The organism is Aurantibrevibacter litoralis, assembly GCF_034651555.1.
Lineage (GTDB): Bacteria > Bacteroidota > Bacteroidia > Flavobacteriales > Flavobacteriaceae > Aurantibrevibacter > Aurantibrevibacter litoralis.
Genome location: NZ_JAYEEQ010000005.1, coordinates 60,437 through 86,279 on the forward strand (window position 1 = coordinate 60,437; position 25,843 = coordinate 86,279).

Annotated in this window: 22 protein-coding genes; 10 read left to right on the forward strand and 12 right to left on the reverse strand. The window is 39.8% G+C overall.

Annotation, left to right across the window (positions count from 1 at the left end):
- Positions 1-40 precede the first annotated feature (40 nt).
- Together U1E44_RS06100 and U1E44_RS06105 are read left to right on the forward strand one after the other, a co-directional pair.
- Positions 41-649: a superoxide dismutase gene (locus tag U1E44_RS06100; protein WP_322930171.1), complete on the forward strand. Its 609-nt coding sequence runs from the start codon at positions 41-43 to the stop codon at positions 647-649.
- A gap of 238 nt (positions 650-887) precedes the next feature.
- Positions 888-1,079, forward strand: coding sequence for a hypothetical protein (locus tag U1E44_RS06105; protein ID WP_322930172.1), 192 nt, complete (start codon positions 888-890; stop codon positions 1,077-1,079).
- 426 nt (positions 1,080-1,505) lie between these two features.
- Here U1E44_RS06105 and U1E44_RS06110 read toward each other — a convergent pair whose 3' ends face one another.
- From U1E44_RS06110 to purN, 4 genes are all read right to left on the reverse strand, one after another.
- Positions 1,506-3,404, reverse strand: coding sequence for an amidophosphoribosyltransferase (locus U1E44_RS06110; protein WP_322930173.1), 1,899 nt, complete (start codon positions 3,402-3,404; stop codon positions 1,506-1,508).
- Positions 3,405-3,453: 49 nt separating this feature from the next.
- The gene (locus U1E44_RS06115) at positions 3,454-4,380 is read right to left on the reverse strand and encodes a PfkB family carbohydrate kinase (protein WP_322930174.1); all 927 of its coding nucleotides are present in this window, start codon (positions 4,378-4,380) and stop codon (positions 3,454-3,456) included.
- A gap of 109 nt (positions 4,381-4,489) precedes the next feature.
- A complete protein-coding gene (rnhA, locus tag U1E44_RS06120; protein WP_322930175.1) occupies positions 4,490-4,957 on the reverse strand; it encodes a ribonuclease HI in 468 nt (155 codons plus the stop codon).
- A complete protein-coding gene (gene purN, locus U1E44_RS06125) occupies positions 4,944-5,516 on the reverse strand; it encodes a phosphoribosylglycinamide formyltransferase (RefSeq protein ID WP_322930176.1) in 573 nt (190 codons plus the stop codon). Before purN ends, rnhA begins: the two co-directional genes overlap by 14 nt.
- 154 nt (positions 5,517-5,670) lie before the next feature.
- Between purN and U1E44_RS06130 the strand changes: the two genes are divergently transcribed.
- The 5 genes from U1E44_RS06130 (at position 5,671) to pyk (ending at position 10,037) form a co-directional block, all read left to right on the forward strand.
- Positions 5,671-5,904, forward strand: a complete 234-nt coding sequence (locus U1E44_RS06130) for an acyl carrier protein (RefSeq protein WP_047247024.1) — start codon at positions 5,671-5,673, stop codon at positions 5,902-5,904.
- A 109-nt stretch (positions 5,905-6,013) separates the two neighbouring features.
- Positions 6,014-7,264 carry a beta-ketoacyl-ACP synthase II gene (fabF, locus tag U1E44_RS06135; RefSeq protein ID WP_322930177.1) on the forward strand — a complete coding sequence of 417 codons (1,251 nt, stop codon included), beginning with the start codon at positions 6,014-6,016 and terminating at the stop codon, positions 7,262-7,264.
- A gap of 7 nt (positions 7,265-7,271) precedes the next feature.
- The gene (rnc, locus tag U1E44_RS06140; RefSeq protein ID WP_322930178.1) at positions 7,272-8,009 is read left to right on the forward strand and encodes a ribonuclease III; all 738 of its coding nucleotides are present in this window, start codon (positions 7,272-7,274) and stop codon (positions 8,007-8,009) included.
- 110 nt (positions 8,010-8,119) lie between these two features.
- Entirely contained in the window at positions 8,120-8,593 is a 474-nt protein-coding gene (locus U1E44_RS06145; RefSeq protein ID WP_322930179.1) for an IPExxxVDY family protein, read from the forward strand.
- A 1-nt stretch (position 8,594) separates the two neighbouring features.
- Positions 8,595-10,037 (forward strand): pyruvate kinase, encoded by a 1,443-nt coding sequence (gene pyk / locus U1E44_RS06150; protein WP_322930180.1) that lies wholly within the window; start codon positions 8,595-8,597, stop codon positions 10,035-10,037.
- 60 nt (positions 10,038-10,097) lie between these two features.
- Here the strand turns inward: pyk and U1E44_RS06155 are convergent, their stop codons facing one another.
- Both U1E44_RS06155 and dinB read right to left on the reverse strand, forming a co-directional pair.
- Entirely contained in the window at positions 10,098-10,619 is a 522-nt protein-coding gene (locus U1E44_RS06155; RefSeq protein WP_322930181.1) for a PAS domain-containing protein, read from the reverse strand.
- Positions 10,620-10,768: 149 nt separating this feature from the next.
- Positions 10,769-11,866, reverse strand: a complete 1,098-nt coding sequence (gene dinB / locus U1E44_RS06160; protein ID WP_322930293.1) for a DNA polymerase IV — start codon at positions 11,864-11,866, stop codon at positions 10,769-10,771.
- A gap of 27 nt (positions 11,867-11,893) precedes the next feature.
- On the opposite strand from dinB, the gene U1E44_RS06165 reads away from it, so the two are divergent.
- Together U1E44_RS06165 and U1E44_RS06170 are read left to right on the forward strand one after the other, a co-directional pair.
- Positions 11,894-12,574 carry an NAD(P)H-binding protein gene (locus U1E44_RS06165; RefSeq protein ID WP_322930182.1) on the forward strand — a complete coding sequence of 227 codons (681 nt, stop codon included), beginning with the start codon at positions 11,894-11,896 and terminating at the stop codon, positions 12,572-12,574.
- Between the two features lie 51 nt (positions 12,575-12,625).
- Complete coding sequence (locus U1E44_RS06170; RefSeq protein ID WP_322930183.1) at positions 12,626-13,087, forward strand: CYTH domain-containing protein; 462 nt, start codon at positions 12,626-12,628, stop codon at positions 13,085-13,087.
- Positions 13,088-13,119: 32 nt separating this feature from the next.
- Here the strand turns inward: U1E44_RS06170 and U1E44_RS06175 are convergent, their stop codons facing one another.
- Genes U1E44_RS06175 through U1E44_RS06185 form a run of 3 tightly spaced genes read right to left on the reverse strand, consistent with a single transcriptional unit; the run spans position 13,120 to position 18,794 of the window.
- Entirely contained in the window at positions 13,120-14,520 is a 1,401-nt protein-coding gene (locus U1E44_RS06175; protein ID WP_322930184.1) for a TolC family protein, read from the reverse strand.
- Positions 14,521-14,531: 11 nt separating this feature from the next.
- Entirely contained in the window at positions 14,532-17,678 is a 3,147-nt protein-coding gene (locus U1E44_RS06180; RefSeq protein WP_322930185.1) for an efflux RND transporter permease subunit, read from the reverse strand.
- A gap of 6 nt (positions 17,679-17,684) precedes the next feature.
- The gene (locus U1E44_RS06185; protein WP_322930186.1) at positions 17,685-18,794 is read right to left on the reverse strand and encodes an efflux RND transporter periplasmic adaptor subunit; all 1,110 of its coding nucleotides are present in this window, start codon (positions 18,792-18,794) and stop codon (positions 17,685-17,687) included.
- 246 nt (positions 18,795-19,040) lie between these two features.
- Between U1E44_RS06185 and upp the strand changes: the two genes are divergently transcribed.
- Positions 19,041-19,694 (forward strand): uracil phosphoribosyltransferase, encoded by a 654-nt coding sequence (upp, locus tag U1E44_RS06190; RefSeq protein WP_322930187.1) that lies wholly within the window; start codon positions 19,041-19,043, stop codon positions 19,692-19,694.
- A 24-nt stretch (positions 19,695-19,718) separates the two neighbouring features.
- Here the strand turns inward: upp and U1E44_RS06195 are convergent, their stop codons facing one another.
- From U1E44_RS06195 to pta, 3 genes are read right to left on the reverse strand one after another with little or no spacing between them, the layout of a single operon-like run.
- Entirely contained in the window at positions 19,719-22,289 is a 2,571-nt protein-coding gene (locus U1E44_RS06195; RefSeq protein ID WP_322930188.1) for a cation-translocating P-type ATPase, read from the reverse strand.
- A gap of 35 nt (positions 22,290-22,324) precedes the next feature.
- Positions 22,325-23,509, reverse strand: a complete 1,185-nt coding sequence (locus U1E44_RS06200) for an acetate/propionate family kinase (RefSeq protein WP_322930189.1) — start codon at positions 23,507-23,509, stop codon at positions 22,325-22,327.
- 15 nt (positions 23,510-23,524) lie between these two features.
- Entirely contained in the window at positions 23,525-25,618 is a 2,094-nt protein-coding gene (pta, locus tag U1E44_RS06205; protein ID WP_322930190.1) for a phosphate acetyltransferase, read from the reverse strand.
- Between the last annotated feature and the right edge of the window lie 225 nt (positions 25,619-25,843).

A 25,843-nucleotide genomic window follows, 5' to 3' on the forward strand; every position in this document is an offset into this window, starting at 1 on the left:
TTTTGAAAAACATAATTTTTAACCTAAAAACTCTTTTATTATGCCTTTTGAATTACCAAAATTACCCTATGCGTACGATGCATTGGAACCCCATATTGATGCCCGAACTATGGAAATACATCATTCCAAACACCACAATGGATACACCACAAATTTAAATAACGCTATTGCCGGAACGGATTTGGAAGGCAAATCGATTGAAACAATCTTACAAAATTTGGATTTAACAAATGCAGCCGTACGGAACAATGGCGGCGGGTTTTATAATCACTCCTTATTTTGGGAAATATTAGCTGCGAATGGTGGCGGTGAGCCAACTGGTGAACTAGCCGATGCCATAAAAACCGCTTTTGGATCTTTTGATGGATTCAAAGATGCCTTTTCCAAAGCAGCAGCAACGCGATTTGGTTCCGGATGGGCCTGGCTCTGCGTACACAAAGGCGGCAAGGTAGAAATTTGTTCTACCCCCAATCAAGACAATCCATTAATGCCGGCAACCGGCTGTGGTGGTTTTCCTATATTAGGACTAGATGTTTGGGAACATGCCTATTATCTTAACTATCAGAACAGAAGACCAGATTATATTAGTGCCTTCTTTTCACTCATCAATTGGCCTAAGGTTTCTGAACTATACGCTAAAAACAAATAGTATACTTAAGTACTACTACGGATGCTATTACCATAGCTCCATTTTAAAAAGACCACTGCGTATATGCGCAGTGGTCTTTTTATTTTATTCTATAGAAAAGGGCGGATAAATCCGCCCTTTTCATCCCAAATCTTACCATAAACTTAACCTACTTATGCTATGGCAATGCTAAAATACTTGTATTGCAAGAATTTTCAAAGAAAATTGATGAATTTTACGAATAAACTGACTTTTGCTAATGACTCTACCGAAACAAAATCGTTTAGTATTAGATTTAATTTGCTGTATTTGTGTAGGTTATAAGAACAACGCCCATTTGTATCACAATTTGCTGAATGATGCTATTTCCGGAAAAGCGATATACGTAGTTACCAAAGCACTGGGCAATCGTATTAATTTTGGTTCTACTTACTGGTTTATAGCTACTTAAAAGTTAAAAGAACCTCGGATCTACCTAAGCGGGGATTAGAACTAAAATAAAAGGCGGATAAATCCGCCTTTTTCCCCAAATCTTACCATGAACTTAACCTACTTATGCTATGGTTCTCCAAAAGTAGCGCATTAGTATCGATGAGGTAAAAAGATTTAGATGAGTACCGTTATAAAGCGTTGAAATGCATTTTTGATCCGTATAAAATCGTAAAAAGGAATGCATCAAGGGAAAACCGTAGATCTACTACATAAAAAAGGCGGAGTAACCTCCGCCTTTTTTGCCCCAAATCTTACCATGAACTTAACCTACTTATGCTATGGCAATTCTAAGGTAGGCGTGATTAACGCCTAAATAGTTAAAAATCCGATGAAATGCTATTTTCATCGATAAAATGCATTATTTTAGCTACTACGTACGGCCTTTTTAATAAGCACGCTGGCTCTTACCTTCATAAAAATTGATAAAAGCCCGGTTTACCACCCTATTCCCGCCCGGTGTAGGATAATCGCCTGTAAAATACCAATCGCCTAAATTTTTAGGGCAAGCCAAATGTAAATTAGCCACGGTTTGATAAATAATTTGCACTTGGGCTTTAATGTCAGCGGGGCTCAATAACGTGCCTATCATTTCAGATAATTCATCCGTTGTAAAGGGTTCGTAAAACTCCTTAACGTAATTTACAATGTCTTTATCATTGGTATTTACTTGTGCCTTACATTTTTCATATATGGCATCGATTAAGTGAAGGGAATTATTTTTACGGTGCAATTCGTAAGCTGCCTTAAATGCAATAAAGTCCTCAAGCTTGGCCATATCTATGCCGTAGCAATCGGGAAAACGAATTTGAGGTGCCGAAGAAACTACCACAATTTTCTTGGGTTCTAAACGGTCTAGCATTTTTAGGATACTTTTTTTAAGCGTAGTACCACGCACAATACTATCGTCTATAATTACAAGAATATCGCCTCTTTTTACAGAACCATAGGAAATGTCATAAATATGTGCCACCAGATCGTCTCTGCTACTGTCTTGTGTAATAAAAGTACGCAACTTGGCGTCTTTTATAGCCACCTTCTCTATGCGAGGTCTTATCTCTAGAATTTCTCTCAATTCCTGTGGCGTTATTTTGTCGCCTATAGCGAGTATTTGTGCCTCTTTTAAACGGTTCATATAGTTCTGAGCTTCTTTTACCATTCCAAAAAAAGAAGTCTCTGCGGTATTTGGAATATATGAAAAGACCGTGTTTTTGATGTCATTGTTAATGGCCTCAAGGATTTGTGGAAAAAGCAGTTTTCCGAGATCCTTTCGTTCTTGGTAAATTTCCTTGTCACTGCCTCTAGAGAAATAAATACGTTCAAAAGAACAGGCTTTTCGCTCTCTTGCCGGTAATACTTCTTTTATAGACATTGTCCCGTTCTTTTTTATAATGATTGCATGACCGGGATTTAATTCTTTAATATCTTCGTATTTTAAATTAAATACGGTTTGTATAGCGGGTCTTTCTGAAGCTATAACCACCACCTCATCATCATTATAATAATAGGCGGGTCGTATCCCCGAAGGATCGCGAAGCACAAACGCATCTCCATGTCCCAAAAGACCTGCCATGGCATAGCCGCCGTCCCAGTTCTTGGACGCACGTCTTAATATTTTTGCAATATTGAGTCTTTCGGCAATAAGTGGCGACGCCTCTCTCTTACTGTATCCTTCCTTTTTTATATCCTTATAGAGCTTGGCCACAGCATCATCTAAAAAATGACCTATTTTTTCCATGACGGTAACGGTATCGGCCATTTCCTTGGGGTGCTGCCCCAGTTGCACCAAATTATCGAAGAGCTCATGAACATTGGTCATGTTAAAATTACCTGCTACGATTAAATTTCGATGCATCCAGTTATTTTGCCGTAAGAAGGGATGTACATTTTCAATGCTATTTTTTCCATAAGTCCCATACCGTAAATGGCCCAGCATTACTTCGCCTAAATAAGGGATATTCCGCTTTTGCAAAGCCACATCCTCTCTGAGTTCGGGATGCGCTTCAAAAGCGTTGTTTACTCTTTGGTTAATTTGGTCAAAAATATCCAGAATGGGTTGGGAGGCCACGGAGCGTACGCGGCTCATGTAGCGTTCTCCCGGAGCTACATCTAACTTTATGCTTGCAAAACCGGCGCCGTCTTGCCCCCGGTTGTGCTGCTTTTCCATCATCAGGTACATTTTGTTAAGACCGTACAAAGAAGTGCCGTATTTTTCCTTGTAATAAGATAGTGGCTTTAACAATCGGATAAGTGAAATACCACATTCGTGTTTAATGGAATCGCTCATATGCTTTGCTCATAAAAAAACCCCGATCCCGAGGTCTTGGGACAATGCCCTATTTTAGTTCAATATCAAATTGTGTTAACGCTTTAAACTGAAAAAGCCTGCGCCTAACCTCCTCCTTGTCCAAATACTGCATACGTTCTGTGCCAAATTTTTCTACACAAAACGATGCTAAATTGGATCCGTGTATTACGGCTCGTTTTAAATTATGAAAGGATATATTTTTGGAAGCCGCCAAATATCCAGTAAACCCACCGGCAAATGTATCTCCTGCTCCGGTAGGATCAAAAACTTCTTCTAGTGGCAGTGCCGGCGCAAAAAAGATGTTCTCTTTTTTGAACAGTAAGGCACCGTGTTCCCCTTTTTTGATCACCACATATTTGGGGCCCATTTTTCGAATATCTTCTGCTGCCTTTACAAGAGAATATTGTCCTGTTAATTGTCTTGCTTCTTCATCATTAATGGTAATAACATCTACCTTGGCAATAACCTTCATAAGCGCATCCAAAGCGTGTTCCATCCAAAAATTCATCGTATCTAACACAATAAGCTTTGGTTTTTGTGTCATCTGCCGAATTACACTCATCTGGACATTTGGGTGAAGATTCCCCAACATAACTACGTCTGCATCTTTAAAGTGCACCGGTACTTTGGGACTAAAGTCGGCAAGTACATTCAATTCGGTGGCCAAGGTAGTGCGTACATTAAGGTCGTTCTGGTATTTTCCACTCCAAAAAAAAGTTTTCCCCCCTTGGACAATCTCAATGGCCGATATATCGATGTTGTGATCTCTTAATAAATCAAGATGTTCTTTAGGAAAATCTTCCCCTACAACAGAAACTATGGCAGAACTTGTATTAAACTGCGAGGCAGCGAGACCTATAAAAGTGGCGGCGCCTCCCAAAATCTTTTCCGTTTTTCCGAAAGGGGTTTCAATGGCGTCGAAAGCTACGGTACCAACAATCAATAATTTACCCACTTAACACTAAATTTGGTGCAAATATAAGGGTAACTTTTGGAGTTTTTGATGTCTAAGCCAAAAGAATTAAAGGCTTTGCTTTACCTAGAGACCTGCCGCTTTAAATTGACTAAGCCGCTGTAAACCCAACATCTGTTTTTAAAGTATGTCCTTTGGCGGCTGCCACGGCCAGCGCATCGCAACGTTCGTTTTGCGGATGATTGTTATGCCCTTTAATCCACTTAAAACGAACCCTGTGCTTTTTGGCTTCCGTTAAAAACTTCCTCCAAAGATCTTCATTCTTCTTTCCCTTAAAGCCGGTTTGTTCCCAACGCGATAGCCATTTTTTTTCCACCGCATCCACCAAATACTTAGAATCGGTAAATACGGTAATCGTAAGGTTTTCTTTTTTAAGTTTGGCCAAGGCCTCTATAACCGCCATAAGCTCCATCCTGTTGTTCGTCGTATGCTTAAACCCCTCTGAAAATTCCTTACGGTACGGTTTACCCACCCATTCCATAACAATACCGTAACCCCCGGGTCCGGGATTACCTAAGGCGCTGCCATCGGTATAAATATGTACATCAGACATTGCCATATAACACGTTTTCTATAAACTTTGGATAGTGTACATACTCTAATTGATGTACCTTTTCTGCAATCTGCATGGCGCTATCATTGAGGTCTATTTGGGTGGTAACCTGACCTATTATAGCACCCTCATCATAGTTTTCATTCACGTAATGTACCGTAATTCCGGTTTCATTTTCTTGGTTGTCTTTTACAGCCTGATGCACGTGCATGCCATACATTCCTTTGCCACCATATTTAGGCAACAAAGCCGGATGAATATTGACAATTTTCTTAGGAAATGCTCGAATTATATGTTCCGGTATTTTCCATAAAAAACCGGCCAATACAATTACATCTGGATTAAATGTCTTTACTACAGAAAGGATACAGTCCGACTCGTAAAAAGATGTCCTATTAAAGCACAATGAGCTAATTTTAAGTCTATTGCATCGATCTAAAACTAAGGCTTCTCTATTATTTGTAAAAACACAATCAATAACTACTTCCTTGTTTTTACTAAAATAATTGCTAATGTTTTCAACATTAGATCCGGAACCTGAAGCAAAAAGAACAATATGTTTCATGCATTTGGGTGCTTAAAAGTCAATTTTTTTGTGCTAAATTAGTACTCTTACATTTATATTTATTAAATTACCGTACATTTTGCCGACTAATGGTGTTATTAATCCAAAGTTTTTTATTTTTGCCAACAAATTAAATTTAAAAACCAATAATATTATGTCAGACATTGCATCACGAGTTAAAGCTATCATCGTAGACAAATTAGGTGTAGATGAAAATGAAGTGGTATCAGAAGCTAGCTTTACTAACGACTTAGGGGCAGATTCATTGGATACTGTTGAACTGATTATGGAATTTGAAAAAGAATTCGATATTCAAATTCCGGACGACCAAGCAGAGAACATCGCAACAGTCGGTCAGGCTATCAGTTATATAGAAGAAGCGAAGTAATTTATGTTCTTTTAGTAGAATTTTGAAAATTATCCATGAGGTAATCAGTCCGCATGGATAATTTTTTTTAATTTACGCTGGGCTTGATTATTAATTTAAATGTAGTCTAATGCAATTAAAGAGAGTAGTAGTTACAGGCTTAGGGGCATTAACCCCCATTGGAAACACCGTAAAGGCATATTGGGAAGGGCTAGAACACGGTAAAAGTGGCTCGGCCAATATTACCTATTACGATACCGAAAAGTTTAAAACGAAGTTTGCTTGTGAACTAAAAAACTACAATTCCGAAGATTTTTTTGATCGAAAGGAAGCTCGCAAATTAGATAAGTTTACGCAGTATGCGTTAGTGTCCTCCGATGAAGCCATACGTGATTCAGGATTAGACCTAAATGAACTTGATAAATTTCGTGTAGGTGTCATTTGGGGTGCCGGTATTGGCGGGTTAGAAACCTTTCAAAACGAAATGTTGAACTTTGCTCAAGGAGACGGAACACCAAGATTTAATCCTTTCTTTATTCCTAAAATGATAGCCGACATTGCCCCGGGAAATATCTCCATAAAGCACGGTTTCATGGGGCCAAACTATACTACCGTTTCGGCTTGTGCCTCCTCTGCAAACGCTATCATCGATGCCCTTAACTATATTCGATTGGGATACTGCGATGTTATTGTGAGTGGTGGTAGTGAAGCAGCGGTAACCATTGCAGGTATGGGAGGTTTTGGTGCCATGCATGCCCTTTCTACCAGAAATGAAAGTCCCGAAACGGCTTCGCGACCCTTTGATGCTACTAGAGACGGGTTTGTTTTGGGTGAGGGTGCCGGTGCGCTCATCTTGGAAGAATACGAACATGCCAAAGCTAGAGGCGCAAAAATTTATGCCGAAGTCGCCGGAGGTGGCTTGTCTAGCGATGCCTACCACATGACTGCTCCTCATCCGGAAGGAATAGGGGTAGTTCGCGTTATGGAGAATTGTTTGCGAGATGCTGGACTTAGGCCAGAGGATGTAGATACCATAAATACGCACGGCACATCTACCCCTTTGGGTGATGTGGCAGAACTAAAAGCCATAACGCAGGTTTTTGGGGCACATGCCAAACATATCAATATCAATTCTACCAAATCCATGACCGGACATTTGCTGGGAGCAGCAGGAGCCATAGAGGCTATCGCTTCCATTTTAGCCATGGAACATGGCGTGGTGCCGCCCACCATAAACCATACCGCGGTAGATCCAAATATAGATCCGAGTCTAAATTTAACCCTTAACAAGGCACAAAAAAGAGACGTTACGGTAGCCCTAAGTAATACGTTTGGCTTTGGTGGTCATAATGCGTGTGTCATTTTTAAAAAAATAAGTTAAGGATCACATGAATTTTCCCTCCAATATATTTAATTCCCACTCTAAAGAAGATGGGGATTTTTTTTTGGAAATAAAGAAAATTTTGGGATTTAAACCCAAAAAACTGGAAATATACCAACGTGCCTTTTTGCACCGTTCCTTAAACAAAAAAGATGCACAAGGGATTCCTATGAGTTACGAACGCTTAGAATTTTTAGGAGATGCCATGTTGGGAACAATCATCTCTAAATTCCTTTACAAAGAAGTACCGGAAGGCGATGAAGGTTACCTTACCAAAATGCGATCCAAAATTGTAAGTAGAGAACATCTCAATGAATTAGGGAAAGACCTAAACCTTATTAAGTTTGTGGAGAGCAAAATTCCAAAATCGCACTTTGGCGACAATATATATGGCAATGTGTTCGAGGCGCTCATTGGTGCCATTTGCTTAGATAGAGGTTATGATTATTGCGAGCAATTTATAAACAAAAGAGTCATTGAACCCTATGTCGATATTGAGCAACTTGAAGGAAAAGTGATTAGCTACAAAAGCTTGGTGATAGAGTGGTGTCAAAAACAAAAAAAAAGTTTTCATTACGACATCTATGACGACACGGGCAATGACATTGTAAAGCATTTTGCCGTAAAACTTTCGATTTCTAACAAGATTATCGCAAAAGCTAGAGCTACATCCAAAAAAAAAGCAGAAGAAAGAGCCTCCAAAAGGGCCTATTTTGCACTACAAGATAAAATGAAAAATACCTAACCGCACCAGATGTTAAACTTAGCCCAAATAAAACAACGGCTACCCTATAAGCAGGTAGCACACTAGGCTATTTTCGTTATTAATCCTATCTTTACCTTTTAGATTGTAAAATGGCGGCAATCCATAAAATTTTAACTAATTCACTTACAGTAGACACATCATACGTGCTCATCGCCTTGCATAGTGATTTGGACGATTATGCCATAGCCTATGGATTGAATGCTTTTCTAGGATCTGCCTTAACACGATGTAGAACGGATTTGGATTTAACTGAAGATCTCTCTTTTCCGGCTTTTGAGTGGCACGATCAATTTAATGACACCGTGTGGTATCTGTTTAAAAACGAGAGTATTCAACAACTTAACACTATAGAAACCGGTCTTTTTAAGGATGAAGTATCAGTAAAAAAAACGCCCTTACTACCAGAATTTAAAGTAGCAGACTATTTTTTAAAAATTGAAAATGATGAAACCGATGCCGCAGAAGCCATATTGCAGTCTCTTTTAAAAATTCCCAACATAGTAACCGCATACACCGTACCTTTAAGCAAAATAAAATCAAAAAATAATTTAATTTTTCCATAGAATGCCAAATCAAAAGAAAACCAAAATAGTGGCCACATTAGGGCCAGCAACCAGTTCTAGGCAAGTACTAAAAGACATGATTCTTGCCGGTGTGGATGTGTTTCGCATAAACTTTTCGCACGCAGACTACAACGACGTAGCAGAACGTATTAAAATGATTCGGGAGCTTAGCGAAGAATTAGAAGCGAACACCTCGATTCTTGCAGATCTTCAAGGCCCCAAATTGCGTGTTGGTGTCATGGCAGAAGAAGTTTTTGTTTCCCCAGGTGATGAAATCACCTTTGTAACCGGCAAAGCCTTTGAGGGAAATGCAGAAAAAGTCTATATGAACTATGCTACTTTTCCTAAGGATGTAAATCCCGGGGAACGTGTTTTGTTAGATGACGGCAAGCTTATATTTGAAGTTATTGCTACCAACAGAGACAATGAAGTAAAAGCAAAGGTTATACAAGGAGGTCCTTTAAAATCAAAAAAAGGAGTTAATTTACCCAATACCAATGTATCTCTCCCTGCCCTGACCGAAAAGGATATAAAAGATGCTATTTTTGCTATTTCACAGAAAGTAGATTGGTTGGCGCTTTCATTTGTTCGTTTTAGTCAAGACCTAATAGATCTTCAGAATTTGATTAAAGAACATGCAGATTACAAAATACCCATTATTGCCAAGATTGAAAAACCAGAAGCCGTAGAAAACATTGATAAAATAGTAGCCTATTGCGATGGCCTTATGGTAGCACGAGGAGACTTGGGTGTAGAAGTGCCCGCAGAACAAGTCCCTTTAATTCAGAAACAATTGGTGCTACGAGCCAAAAAAGCAAGAATTCCGGTCATTATTGCGACCCAAATGATGGAAACCATGATTACCAGTTTAACCCCAACCCGAGCGGAGGTGAATGATGTAGCCAATTCTGTTATGGACGGTGCCGATGCGGTCATGTTATCCGGAGAAACATCGGTAGGAAATTATCCTGTTCAAGTAATACAAAAAATGGCAAGCATTTTGGCTGCCGTAGAAAACTCCAGTTTAATTCGCGTTCCTTTAGAGCCGCCACAAATTAGAACCAAACGCTATATTACCAAGTCTGTCTGTTATCATGCAGCCATCATGGCCAATGAAATACAGGCCAAAGCGATATCTACTTTAACCAATAGCGGCTATACGGCCTTTCAAATATCTGCATGGCGACCTAACGCACACATTTTAGTATTTACCTCTAACAGAACCATTTTAACGCAACTCAATCTTTTATGGGGGGTACGTGCCTTTTATTATGACAAATTTGTTTCTACCGACGAAACTATAGAGGATGTAAACGGTATGGCCTGCAAAAAAGGCTTTTTAGAAGTGGGCGATATGCTTATCAGTTTGGCTGCAATGCCAATTAAAGATAAGGGAATGGTAAACACCCTAAGAGTAACCGAAATTGAGACATGTAACTTTTAATTAGGGAAGAATACCGCCCTGTACGAATAGCTCACCTTACTGTAAGGTGAGTTTTTTTTGCTATGCCACTTCCTTTTCAAAAGCAATAAAATTGACCAATTCGCCTGCACTATCAAAAACAGGCTCTCCTTTAATCCAACAATTATAAGAAGTTCCATTTTTTCTATAGTTAAGAATAGTAGCTTCAAAGGGAATTCTATTTCGAACGGCTAACCCAATGCTAGCCAAAGTGGATTTACAGGTTCCTTTGCCTTGAAACAGTTTAGGTTTTTTACCCAATACTTCAGCAGGCCGATATCCGTTCATTAGAAACATATTCTGCGTGGCATACACAATGTCTAGCAATGGGTTGGTTACTACAACAATTTGTTTGCTTTCCAGGAGCTCGGTTTGATTCGGAATAGGATAATCCCATTTGTTCTTTTTTGCCAATTCCGAAAGAAGCACCACATCAGAACCGTGTTTATAAATCTGATCAAGAGTATCCTGATAAAAATCCCATGAAAGCAACGGCAACCCCTTAATATCCTGACGGGCATAGTATTGGTTCGCTGCCAAATTATAAGCATCTAAATTTTTCATTGAAAGCGAAAGGATTACTTAATAAATAAAGATCAAAGGTGAATAAAATATTGGAAACTATAGTTTTTGTTGAAATATTTAACATTAATGTTTAACAAAATAGCGATTTGTAGCCATTTCACCTCGACAAAAATGAATAAAAAAGCGATTTAAAAATCGAATAGCAATTGTACTTGAAGTGGTCTTTCTGCCTCGGAAACCCTTTTACCGGTATTTAGCTGCCCCAAAGAAATTCCCAACAAGCGCACCGAATTATCCATCTTTTCTTGATAGAGCAAATCTTTGGCAGTTTCCAAAATAAGAGCCTCATCCGAGATAAAATAGGGTACGGTTTTGCTTCTGGTTTGCAGGGTAAAATCGCTGTACTTAATTTTTAAGGTCACTGTTTTTCCGGCGATATTGTGCTTCTTTAGACGCTGCGCCAATTCTTTCGCAATCTGCGTCAAGCGTTCTACCATAAAAATCTCGCTGCTTAAATTTACATCAAAGGTTCGTTCTGCGCCTACCGACTTAGGTAGGCTATTTGGTTTTACTTCACTCTTGTGCGTTCCGCGAACAACATCGTAGTAATACATACCACTTTTGCCAAAGTGTGTTTCTAAAAACTTCAAGGACTTCGATTTAAGATCTGCTCCTGTAAAAATACCCAATTGATACATTTTATCTGCCGTTACCTTACCTACTCCGTAAAATTTACGAATATCCAGATTTTCCAAAAACAAAGGCACCTCTTCCGGATTTATAGTTTTTTGTCCGTTGGGTTTGTTGTAATCGCTAGCTACTTTGGCGACAAATTTATTAATTGAAATGCCTGCAGAGGCGGTTAGCCCAATATCTTCATAGATGCGCTTCCGTATCTCCGTTGCAATAAGACTTGCCGAAGGATTCCCCTTTTTGTTTTCGGTAACATCTAAATAGGCCTCGTCCAAAGACAGTGGCTCTACCAAATCGGTATACTCTAAAAATATGCGCCTAATTTGCATAGAAATTTCCTTGTAGCGCTGAAATCGTGGTTTAATAAACAGAAGCTCCGGGCAGTTTTTTCTAGCCAAATAGCCACTCATCGCACTACGTACGCCAAATTTACGCGCCTCATAACTTGCCGCAGCAACAACGCCTCTATGCTCTCCGCCGCCAACGGCGATAGGTTTCCCTTTCAAAGCAGGATTGTCTAACTGCTCTACAGACGCATAAAAAGCATCCATATCTACATGAATAATTTTTCGTATTGGAAAATCAAAAGTCACACCCAAATTTAAACTATATTTAACTATATGAACAAAGTAACCCAAACAGCTATACTCTTGGGAGCCACCGGCCTTACAGGGGGCTTACTTTTGCACAAATTATTAAAAGATAATTCCTTTTCTAAGGTTACCGTTTTTTCTAGAAAACCACTAGCAATAACCCACGGCAAATTAGAAGTGCATCTCATAGATGTGCTACAATTACAAGAATATGCCACAATTTTTTATGCAGATGTCGTCTATTGTTGTATAGGCAGCACGAAGAAAAAAACACCTGACCATGAAGTTTACCGAGCTATTGATTATGGTATTCCGGTAGCGGCCGCCCAACTTTGTAAAAAGAACGGAATTCCTGTTTTTATAGTTGTTTCTGCCCTTGGGGCAGATGTGAAAAGCACCATTTTTTATAGTCGAATTAAAGGTGAAATGGAAGAAAAGGTATTGGCCATGCACATAGAAAAAACACATATATTGCAGCCCTCTTTAATTGCAGGTAATAGAGAAGAGCGCAGAAGCGTAGAATGGATATCTATCCAAATGATGAAATTGTTAAATTACATGTTAGTGGGTTCTTTAAAAAAATACCGGAGCATTTCTCCGGAGGTAATAGCGGATTGCATGCTCTGGCTTACAAAAAATTCATTTCCTTGGAGCCGTATTGCATCAGATCAAATTGGGCACATTGTACAAACACATAAAGAACTGTAGTGATAGAAAACGGATGTCTTTTAAATACTTACTTGTAAATTAAAATACCTTGTGATAGAGATAGAACGTAAATTTTTAGTCCTTTCCGAAGACTATAAGCAACAAGCCACCACTAAAATTTCAATGGTACAAGGGTTTCTAAATACGGATGCCCAACGAACGGTACGTGTTAGAGTAATGGGAAATAAAGGGTTCCTTACGGTAAAAGGGAAATCTTCAGAAAATGGCACCACGCGTTTTGAATGGGAAAGGGAAATTTCGCTAGAAGATGCACGGCAACTTTTACCTTTGTGTGAAGACTTTATCTTAGATAAAACGCGGTATATCGTCCCATTTGGAGGTCATACATTTGAAGTAGATGCGTTTCATGGGGTACATAAAGGTCTTGTAATTGCAGAAATAGAGTTACAGAGCGAGGACGAAGCGTTTGAAAAACCGGATTGGTTGGGACAAGAAGTTACGGGAGATGTTCAATACTACAATTCAGAATTGAGTAAGAGAAAGCATCTTTAATTCATCTAAGCAATATTCTTAATTTATGCCAATTATTGCCATCCTCCACCCAGAGCCCGGTACAAAGTAACAATGGATTGTAATTGCTGTAATTTGTTGTCTACCACATTAAGTTCGGCGTTGAGTGCATTTTGTCTGGCTGTTAATAAGTCTAAATAGGTTCCAAAACCATTGTTTAACAATACTTCAGAATGTACTTCAGCTTGCCTGAGTGCCGCCACTTCTTTTTGACGAAATTCAAACTTTCTGCTTTCGGCATCAAACTCAAATAGCGCATCAGAAACCTCTTTACCCGCCGTCAATAACGTTTTTTGAAAATTTAAAAGACTCTGTTGCTGTTGTGTTTTGGCTTGTTCGTATTGTGTTCTAATTTGTCTTCTGTTAAAAATTGGTTGGGTAATTCCACCGACTAGCGTAGAAAAAATTGAACCCGAACTAAACCATTGATCGAAGCCTAGGCTTTGAAATCCGCTGGTGGCAGAAAATGTGAACGAGGGGTAAAAACTACTCTCCGCTACATTCGTTAATTCAAAAGCATTTACAAGATTATATTCTGCCGCAATTACATCGGGCCTATTTCTCAACAACAGGGCTGAAAATCCAAGGCTCAATTCCGGATTCAGCTGTTGTTCTTCCAATGTACTGCGTTCAATTTCTTGAGAAGGTTTTCCCAATAAGATGCTCAGTAGGTTTTCTGACCAAAATATATTCTTTTCAATATCTATTAAAAGCGCTTGTGCATTATATAGCTGTGCCGCAGTTTGATCTACCGCTACCTGATTAACATTTCCTGCCTCTTTCAACGCTTTAATGGTTTCTAAACTTTTTATTCTATTTTCAATGGTTTCTCTCGTAATTCTTGCCTGTTCATCAAGAGCCAATAGTTGGTAATAAGAGATCGTAATCTGCGCTATCAGTTGCGTTTTTATGGCCTGATGACTTGCCACCTGATGCAAATAATTGGCTTGAGCCGCCCTTTTGGTACTTCGTATTTTTCCCCAAATATCTGCTTCCCAAGACAAAACGCCGGAAAACTCATATTGATCTAAGGCGCCACTAAAAAAGGAACCAAACTGGCTATTTCTTGCCAACTCCAGATGGGTTAGCGTGCCTCTTGTGGTAAGGGAGGGTAAATATCCGGCCTTTCCTTGCTTTACAAGAGCGTCCGCAGCTACGATCTGTTGCAAGGCAATACGAACATCTAGATTATGTAACAAGCCTTCTTCTATATACCCCGAAAGATAGGGGTCTGTAAACAATTGCTTCCAAGAGAGTGACGCCATGGAAATGCTGTCTTTAGGAAGTTGGTCTGTTCGGTATAAATTGTTGATTTCATTTAAACTGGGTCGCTCATAATTTTTAGAAACAATACAAGATTGAACAGTACCTAGGATAAACACCAAGGGAAATGAAAAAAAGAAATATTTCTTCATAAATAGTACCGTCATTTTGAAGGGTTATTTCTAGGTTCTACGGCTTTTGGAACCCCCGTAATGCGCTCTTGAAGATGCTGAAAAACGATAAATAGGACAGGAATTATAAAAAGTCCAAAAATGGTACCTATAAGCATTCCGCCCGCAGCACCGGTTCCTATAGAATTGTTTCCGGCGGCTCCCACGCCTTTTGCGAGAACTAGCGGCATCAATCCTAAAATAAAAGCAAAAGAGGTCATTAAAATAGGCCGTAAACGCGCTTTAGCTGCCTGAATGGCGGATTCTGCCAAAGAGAGTCCCTGGCGTCTGCGCTGCAAGGCAAACTCTACAATAAGAATAGCATTTTTGGCTAGAAGACCAATAAGCATAATAAGCGCTATTTGAAAATAGATGTTATTTTCTTGACCGGAAAATTTTGTGGTTAAAAAGGCCCCCGCAACCCCAATTGGAAGGGAAAGCAACACCGCAAACGGCACTAAATAACTTTCGTATTGGGCAGCAAGAAAAAAGTAAACAAACACAATACTCAATAAAAATATGACGCCTGCCTGTCCTGCTGAGGCAATCTCCTCGCGGGTAATGCCTGAAAAGGCAACTTCATAATTGTTGGGCAAATAGGATTTAGCCACTTCATTTACGGCATTAATGGCGTCTCCGGAACTATATCCGGGGTTTGCTGCCCCATTAATGGTAACGGAGTTAAAAAGATTAAATCGATTTACCGTTTGCGGGCCATACACTCTATTTAAAGTAACAAATTCCGAAATAGGAGCCATTTGTCCTTGGTTATTCTTAACAAACATACTATTGAGGCTTGCCGCATCCTTCCTTTCACTGGGCTCGGCCTGAACCACCACTCTGAATTGTTTCCCGAAACGGCTGAAATCTGTAGCAAAGAAGCCACCGATATAGACCTGTAAGGTAGCTAAAATACTGCTTACACTAACCCCCGCTTCCTTTGTTTTGGGAATATTAATTTCCATTTCCAACTGCGGAAAATTAGTACTGAACGAATTGGATGCGAAGGCAACTTCCGGTCTTTCTACAAGCGCATTTACAAAATCTATGGCCGTATCATCTAATTCCTTTAATGTTCCTGCACTGCGATCCATCAACTGCACTTCAAAACCGTCTGAAGTACCAAAACCTGGAATACTTGGTGGGGTAAAAAAGATAATCTTCGCTTCGGCTAAATTCGCTGTTTTGGAAGTTAATTCCGCAATAATTCCTTGAATGGAAGTATTGTCGGTTTCTCTTTCTGACCAATCTTCGAGAATAATGAACCCCAAGGCATACGAACTGCCTGCTCCCGAAAAAAAGTTTCGTCCATTAATCAAGGAAGCGGTTCGTATTCCTTCTACCGATTTCATTATTTCATACAATTCCTGGGTTACGCTGTAGGTTCTATCCAAAGAAGCGCCTTGAGGAAGGTCTATATTAATAAAAATAACGCCACGGTCTTCCGCAGGAACAAATCCGCTTGGCGTCGTATTGTTTGCCCAAACAATACCGAGAATGGCAATTAATAACCCCAATGCCGTAATCCACTTATGCGTAACAAGAAAATCTAATGATTTAATATATTTCTTTGTAGTAGCATCAAAGCCCGTATTAAAAGCCATATAGAACCGTTGAAGAAAGCCTTTCTTCTTGTCTTCTTCTTTATGTGGTTTTAAGAAGATAGCACATAAGGCCGGACTTAAGGTAAGCGCATTTACGGCGGAAATAAGAATGGCTACGATAAGGGTAACGCCAAATTGCTCATAAAACACCCCTGAAGGCCCTTTGATAAAAGTAATGGGAATAAAAACGGCGGCCATAACCAACGTTATAGAAATAATGGCGCCACTTATCTCGCTCATGGCCGAAACGGTTGCCTCCTTTGCCGAACTGTAACCTTGTTCCAATTTTGCATGTACCGCCTCCACTACTACAATGGCATCATCAACAACAATTCCGATAGCCAAAAGAAGTGCAAATAGGGTAAGTAAGTTGATAGAATACCCTAAAAGTCCGAGAAAAAAGAAGGTTCCAATAATTGCAACAGGAACGGCTATGGCCGGTATAAGGGTAGATTTTAAATCTTGTAAGAATAAAAATACCACTAAAAATACGAGCAAGAAGGCTTCAATTAACGTAGTTTTTACCTTATCAATAGACGCGGTAAGAAATTTATTGGTGTCGTAATTGATGAGATAATCTACGCCTTCCGGGAATCGCTTTTTTAAGCTTTCGAGGGTTACGTACAATTCTTCTATAATTTCCTGAGCATTAGAGCCCGGAGTTTGGAACACTCCGAAATTGATACTCGGGTTTCCCTTAGAGCGCGAAATAGAGGTGTATGAAAAAGCATCCAGTTCAACTTTAGCAATATCCCTTAGAAGTAAGAACTGCCCGTTGTTTAATGCCTTGATAATAATATTTTCATATTCCTCAGCTGTTTTGTATCTCCCTTTATATTTAATTACATACTCAAAAGATTCTCCAATATTTTGCCCCAACGATCCGGCTGCGGCTTCTAAGCTCTGTTCTCCAATGGCACCAATTACATCTGCTGTGGTAACGCCAAATGATGCTAATTTAACAGGATCTATCCATACCCTCATTGCATAGTCTTTTGCTCCAAAGACAGTTAACGCCCCAACACCATTAATACGCTGTATTTCGGGTTTTATGTTAATATTGAGATAATTCTGAATATAGGTATCATCATATTCAGGGTTCGTGGAGAGCAAGGCTACATACATTAATGCCGAACTCTGTTGCTTTTGGGTAATTATTCCGGCGCGAATTACTTCAGAAGGGAGTAAGGCATTAGCCCGCGAAACCCGATTTTGCACGTTTACCGCTGCGATATCCGGATCGGTACCTTGTTCAAAAAACACCGTAATGGTTGCACTACCCGTATTACTGGCAGAGGAAGTAAGGTAGGTCATCCCTTCTACGCCATTAATTTGCTCTTCTATAGGAATAACTACACTTTCTAAAATAGTCTCGGCATTGGCGCCGGGAAAACTAGCGGTAACCTGAACCGTAGGTGGTGCAATATCGGGGTATTGTGTAACCGGAAGCGTACTAAGTCCAAGAACGCCTAAGAGCACAAGAATTATGGATATCACGGTGGAAAGTACCGGTCTCTCTATAAAAGTTTTTAACATCTTTTTTTATTTAAAAACCGTTTGAAAAGAATTGATAATGCTATCCATACTTGTAGGTTGGGGAATAATTTTCATTCCGGGTCTTGCTTTTCCAAGCCCTTTTGCCAATATCTCATCTCCCTCTGCTAATCCTTCAATTATAGATAGCCCATTTACCTCAGCTATTTCTATCACGGATCTTGTGACCAATGAATCTCCTTTAACCAGATACACTAATTTCTTGCCTTGTTGTTCAAAGGTAGACATGGTAGGAATGGCCAAAACGTTTACGTAATTTTTAGGGAGTTTTATAGTGGCGCTACTGCCATTTCTCAAATAGCCTTTGGGATTATTAAATGTTGCACGAAAATTTACCGTTCCGGTACTCGGATTTACTCCTCCTGTGATGGACTCTATGGTGCCGGTTTCCTCATAAAAAGAACCATCGGCTAAAACCAATTGTACCGGCGGAATATGTTTGGCCTTTTCATCCAAAGAACTGCCTTCCAAACTTTTCAAAAAACCAATGACGTCTTTTTCGTTCATGGCAAAGTAAACATATACTTTTTCTATACTTGAAACAGTAGTTAACGGCAGGGGGTCATTGGCACTTACCAGGTTACCTTTTCGATAAGAAATAGTCCCCACTACCCCATCCACCGGACTTTTTATATTGGCATAGTCAATATTTGCCACAACACTTTGGTAGGCGCTTTTTGCCTGCTCAAGATTCGCTTTTGCAGTTTCTAATTGTACGTTGCTAATAATATCTTTTTCAACCAATGGAGCTAATTTGTTTACTTCTACCTGAGCAGCATTAATACGCGCTTTTGCAGCAGCTGCATCTTGAGTTAAGGATTGGGTTTCTAATCTAAATAGCAATTGCCCCTTTTTTACTTGCCGTCCTTCATCTACCAAAACATCAATAATATATCCCGGGATTTTAGCTCTAACCTGACTATTTACAAGCCCCTCCACACTTGCCGGATATGATGTAAAACTTTCAGTGGATGTTTGAATTACCTTGACCGTAGGAAAAGGTGATGCTTTTTGAGTAATATCGCCTTTGTCGGAATTTCCGCAGCTACTCAAAAGGGCTATACAAAAAGAGTATACGAATATTGATGCCGATTTCATTTTGCTTGGTTGTTTATCGCTCTGTGAACAGGAAATCGAAAGGTTAATTGGAACGTACTGTATTTCAAATACTACTTTGATTGTTAAAGCGAACCACAAAAGTACGATTGGCGTTGCTTCTAAATAAAGAAGGATAGTTAATAGAATGTTAAAACCTTATGTTATGGCTCTTGTGTAACAACAGAGGCTTTATTAATTTGGGAATACCCGGTTTAATACTGTATTTTTAAAACAAATTAGAGGCTTATGATGATCCATCATTTGGGTGAAGAAGGTTCCATATTAAATCGATTTATAGCCGAATTGAGAGCTGTTCATACACAAAACGACCCCATGCGATTTCGCCGTAATATAGAACGTGTCGGGGAAATTTTAGGCTATGAAATGAGTAAAACCCTTAACTACAAGACGGAAACTGTTATTACCCCACTGGGAAATAAGGAAATAGAACTGCCCGATTCTAATTTGGTACTCTGCTCGGTGTTACGCGCCGGTTTACCTTTGCACCAAGGGCTTTTAAATTATTTTGATACGGCGGAAAATGGGTTTATATCCGCTTTCCGGAAGCATCGTGGAGACGAGGACGCTTTTGAAGTAATAGTGAATTATTTTGCTGCACCCGTATTAACCAATAAAATATTAATCCTGACAGATCCTATGCTGGCTACAGGAAAAACACTAGAGAACGTGTTGAAAGCCATAAACAAACATGGAACCCCGAAACAAATACACCTTGTTTCGGTCATTGGCTCTACAACAGGAATAGCACACATTACCCCTATTTTCCCGGAAAATACGCACTTGTGGATCGCAGCCATCGATGAAGAACTTTCTACAAAAGGCTACATTGTTCCCGGTTTGGGTGATGCAGGAGATTTGGCCTTTGGTGAAAAGCTGTGATACCCCAGAGTTTTTTCAATAGTTCTAATTGCTATGGCGGCGTTTCATCCATTTTACCCCTTCATACCAGACGACCGAAACAAATCCGGTTGCGATGCTTATCAGCAAGGTACTACCATATAAGGGTTCAAATTGAAAAAATTGCGATAGGGGTCTAACCACTACTAAAAGTACTGTAAGCGCCAAAGTTACCCCAATAATAATAGGTACTAAGGTATTTTTATAGCGCAGCGTGGTTATAATACTGTAGTAAAATGATCTGTTCACCAGAGTTAAAAACAGGTTTGCCGTAATTAATACGATAAATACCATAGTGCGTGTTACATTCTCATTCAAATCGTTATATACAGCGTATTGATAAACCCCTAGAGCGCCTAATGCAATAACCAAACCTTGTACAATACTGGTAACTAATTCTTTCCAATTAAAAAAAGTAGTTGCAAAAGGACGCGGTTTTTGCACCATCGTATTTTTCTCCATAGGTTCGTTTTCATAAATAATAGAGCATGTAGGGCCCATTATCAGTTCTAATAAAATAATATGTGCCGGTGTAAAAATATTGGGGTATAGCCAACCTAAGGTCAAAGGCATCAAAACCGTAAGTATAATGGGTATATGTATTGAGATAATATATTGAATGGCCTTTTTTAGATTTGAATATATTTTCCGTCCCATGGCAATGGCATCGACCATTTTTGCCAAATCATCTTCTACCAAAATTAATGAGGCTGCTTGTTTTGCAATTTCGGTTCCTTTTTTGCCCATGGCAATCCCTATATGAGCCGCTTTAAGTGCCGGCCCGTCATTAATGCCGTCTCCGGTCATGGCTACAATTTCATTATTGGCTTTAAGGGCATTAATGATTCTGAGCTTTGCCTCCGGAAACATGCGGGTAAATACGGACGTCTTGCACACCTTTTCTTGCAATTCAGCATCGCTTAATTGCATGAGTTCATCTCCAGATATAGACGTGTCATAGCCTTTAAACCCTATTTGTTGCGCAATGGCAGAAGTCGTTGCCGCATTATCTCCCGTAATTAATTTTACCACAATTCCCGCAGCATCAAAGTCTTGCAACACCTTTTTAATATTCTGTTTAGGAGGGTCATAGAACGCTACCAAACCCTTAAACTGGAACTGCAAAGCTTGTTGTTCTTTCGGAAAATGAGCACTAGAGTTATGACCTTCGGCAACACCTAATAAACGATACCCCTTTTTACCTAGCTGAGAAATGGCTTCTGTTATCTTATTTTTATCAGTATCAGATACCGGTGCAATGTTTAAAAATGCCTCTGGGGCGCCCTTGGCTGCAATAATCCTTTCACCTGTGCTACCCTGAAAAATATGTGTCATCATTGGTGGTTTTCCTCCCAAAGGATACTCATGGATCATTTTAAAATGTGGTCGCTCATCTTTATTTGCCAATTTAGAATACGCCTCGTGTAAGGCAATCTCCATAGGATCGAACGGGATGGGTTCACTGGCCCACATGGCAAGCGTAACTATTTCTTTTGCAGTAAACGACAAATTGGTTGATGGGTCTACTATTTTATTGGCAGCCAGATCATAGAGTTTCACCAAACTCATTTTGTTTTCCGTTATGGTTCCGGTTTTATCGCTACAAATTACCGTAGCACTCCCTAAGGTTTCTACTGTTTTCATTTGTTTTACTACAATCCCCATTTTCATGAGTCGCCATGCCCCCAATGCCATAAAGGTGGTAAAAGCCACCGGAATTTCTTCCGGTAAAATACTCATGGCCAGCGTAAGTGCTTGCAGTAAACTATGTAAAACTGTTCCGGAATTGAGAAAATTAATCCCCCAAACCAGCAGAAAAACAACACCCCCAATAAAGGCCATTTTCTTTACAAAATTTGAAATTTGTATTTCTAAAGGTGTTTTTTCTTCCTTTATGTCCTCTAAACTTTGCCCTATTTTTCCTAAGGCAGTAGCGTTGCCAACAGCCTTAATGGTTACAATAGCCAAACCACTGGTTACCGTAGTACCGCTAAAGACATTATTTTCTTTACTTTCAGCGTCTTTATATACCGCAAGTGATTCTCCGGTAAGCAAGGATTCGTTTACCGAAAAGTCGTTAGAGTGCACAATAACGCCATCTGCGGAAATAATGACACCTTCTTCTACGATAAGAGAATCGCCCACTACAAGTTCTTCGTTAGCGAGCTCACGGATGTCCCCGTTTCGGATTACCTTGCAGTAAGGTTGTGTAAAGATTTTTAATTTTTCTAAGGCATTTCTGCTGCGAGAGTCCTGATATAAGGAGATGGAAGCCACTAAAAGAATCGCCACCGATAAAAACAAGCCATCTCCTAAATTACCACTAATAAAATATATGGTAGCGGCAACAAACAATAGGACCACCATAGGTTCCTTAGCACTGCTTTTTAGTGCGTTTAAAAAGCTATTTTCCTTTTTATAATCCAGCCGGTTTCTTCCGTGTGTTTCTCGCGATTGAATTACCTCTGCATCGGATAAGCCTTTTATATCGAAATTATGAATAGACATGGTAATTGTTGTTCTTTTACGTACTACATGAGTGGCTTGATACACATAAAAAAGGGGTTCAGGTTCCATTGCCTGACATAGCAGTACCCTCCCATAAAATAAACTTATGACAAAAGCCCAAACGCCTGTTTGGCAATCTCCAGTTCTTCATTGGTGGGCACTACTAAAATCTTTACGCGCGCATCCGTTGCATTAATTTCGCGCAGTGTCTTATGTGGCTCCCTATTTTTACCTTCGTCCAAAATAATTCCTAAATAGTCCATATCCCGACAAATCATAGCCCGCAATACGCTAGAGTTTTCACCAATGCCCGCCGTAAAAATAAGCGCATCTAGGCCGTTAAGTACCGCAACATATGCCCCAATATATTTTTTAACACGGTACGCATTCATTTCCAAAGCCAATCTACACACATCGTCTCCATTGGCCGCATGTGTTTGTATCTCTCTTAAATCGGCATATCCGGTAAGTCCCAGCATCCCGCTTTTTTTTATTAAAAGTGTATTCACCTCCTCCAAACTATAGCCCAATGTGTGTACCAGATAAAAAATGATAGCGTGGTCTATATCGCCACTTCTAGAACCCATAATGAGCCCATTAGAAGGCGTAAATCCCAAACTATGATCTACACTTTGGCCATTGGCTACTGCTGTAATACTGCAGCCGTTTCCCAAATGTACGGTGATAATTTTTGAAGCTTTCTTTTGCAAATACGCACGTGCTTGTTCAGAAACATATTTATGACTGGTACCGTGAAATCCGTACAGTTGAATGCCGTGATCCTTATAAAATTCATTAGGAATCGCATATTTCTTTGCTTTTTCTGGAATAGTTTGATGAAAGGCAGTATCAAAAACAGCCACCTGATGCGCTTTTGGAAAAACCTGTTCTGCTAAAATAATGCCTTCTAAATTATGGGGGTTGTGCAAGGGAGCCAACGCAGAAAGCTCGTGTATTTTTTGTTTCACCGCCACATCAATCAAGGTGCTATTAGAAAAAGTAGTGCCTCCATGTACAACTCTATGCCCTACCACATCAATTTCGGCCGCGTTTTTAATAATGCCGTGCATCGCATCTAACAAAAATCCGGCAATACGTTGTAGACCTACCTTATGGTCCGGAATGTGCTGTACTTCCTTAATATCTGCTGTATCAGTTTTGTAATGCACAATAGCATCCTTTTCACCAATGCGCTCTATAATTCCCTTAGCTCTAAGGTTTTCTGATGGCATGGCAATGACCATAAACTTTATGGAGGAACTTCCGGCGTTAATAATAAGTACGTTCATAGCGTATAACTCCTTTTAAAGGCCCTGCGCCTGTATGGCTGTAATTATTACCGTATTAAAAATGTCATTTACTGTACAGCCCCGACTAAGGTCGTTTACCGGTTTATTTAATCCCTGTAACATGGGGCCAATAGCTAAAGCACCCGTTTCTCGCTGTACCGCCTTGTAGGTATTATTTCCTGTGTTTAAATCGGGGAAAATAAAAACACTGGCTTTTCCGGCTACAGAGGAGTGAGGCAGTTTGCTTTTGCCAATTTTTTCATCTACAGCGGCATCATATTGAATGGGGCCTTCTATTTTTAAGTCGGGGCGTTTTTCTTTTACGATCTCTGTTGCACTTCGCACTTTATCTACATCGGCACCTTGGCCGGACGCCCCCGAAGAATAGGAGAGCATGGCTATTCTGGGTTCTATATCAAAAGCCAAACTGGTTTCTGCTGAAGAGATTGCAATTTCGGCAAGTTGTGCTGCCGTTGGATTCGGGTTTATGGCACAATCCCCAAAAATGGTAACCCTATCTTCCAAGCACATAAAAAAGATAGAAGAGACAACAGATACGTGGGGTTTTGTTTTTATAAATTGTAATGCCGGGCGAATGGTATGCTGGGTGGTATGTACTGCCCCGGAGACCATGCCGTCTGCATGCCCCTTGTAGACCATCATGGTGCCAAAATAGGAAACATCTTCCATAAGGTCTTTGGCCATTGCCAAGTTTACCTGTTTATGTTTACGCAGTTCATACAACGTTTGCGCATAGTCATCAAAATAAGGTGATTCCTTAGGATTTATAACGGTAATCCGAGCTAAATTCAGGGGGATATCTAAGCGGGAAAGGCTTTCCTCTATTTGCTTTATATCTCCAAGAAGCGTAATGTGTACCGCGTTCGATTCTATTAAATCATGAGCTGCAGCCAATATGCGCTCATCCGTGCCCTCTGGGAGTACAATGTGCTTTTTATTTAATTGTGCCCTTTTTAGAAGGTTGTACTGAAACATTCTAGGAGTAATCCCTTTGGATTGAAAGGTAATTAACCGTTCGGCAAGTTCTTCTAAAGGTACGTATTTTTCAAAATCATGTATAGAGGCAATGATCTTTTGTGTGTTCTCGGCATACATCATAGGCTTTATAGCGCCTATTTTGTTTGTTATCGTAAAGGTGCCCTCTTCTACGGAAATTATAGGAACAACATCCGAAAGGCCTTCAATCAGCTTTATAATGGACTCTTCCGGAAGCAGACCCCCTGTAAGTACAATACCAGAAATAGTTGGGTAATTGGCAGAACTATTGGCCTGTAGTGCACCCAAAATAATATCTGCCCTATCGCCTGGGGTAATGACCAAGCTGTTTTCCTTTAAATGTAAGAGATAATTACGGAGCTGCATGGCACCCACACTAAATGCACCTGCCTGATTATTGATATAGGATGCACCAAAAAGGATTCTTCCGTTTAACTCTTGCACTATTTCTTTAATGGTGGGGTTGTCCAAGATCGGATTTAAGGGAATGGCCGTTGCAAGTACTGTTTTTGGTAATTGTGCCTGAAGTCCGTCTATAACAACGGAAATGTTTTTTTCTTGTACTTTGTTTGCAATTACTGCAAGTACTTCTACTCCTTTATCCTTAAAAGAGTCAAATGCCATATGCATGGTGCCCACAAACTCTTCAAGCGTTTTCCCAACTCCACTGCTAATAATGATGGCAGGGATGCCTAGGTTTTTGGCAATCAATACATTAATGTCCCATTCAATAATAGTACCTTCTCCTGAAAAATTACTGCCTTCTACCAGCACAAAATCAAAACGATCCTCTACTCCTTTATATTTTGAGATAATGGTGCTGATAATCTCTTCGTCTCTATCTTGGTTTTTCTTGCTAATGACCTCGCTGCGTGTATAGGCATAAGCCTCTTCAAAGGTCAGCTTTAAATCAAAATGCCGTATCATGGTATTGATATGGTTATCGATGCTACCCGGCTTAAAGTCGTCTATAATAGGCCTAAAATAACCCACTTTGGCTGTTTTCCCTAATAACATGTGCATGAGGCCCAGAGAAACTATAGACTTTCCACTGCGAGGACTCGTAGTGGCAATATAAACGGCTTTACTCATAATTATAAATAACTGTTCAAAAATACGGGATACGCTTGCGGGGCTTTATATACCATGTGCTATCCCGTTTGTTCCCAAACGACAAAATTAACCAAAAAGAGGGGAACTTCCGCAGGGAGCCTACCTGATCCATATCATTTTAAAAAGCGCTATTTGGTACTATCTTGCTGACCTATTTAAAGCCGATGCTGTTACAAGCTCAAAAGGCGTTTTTAAAAAAATAGA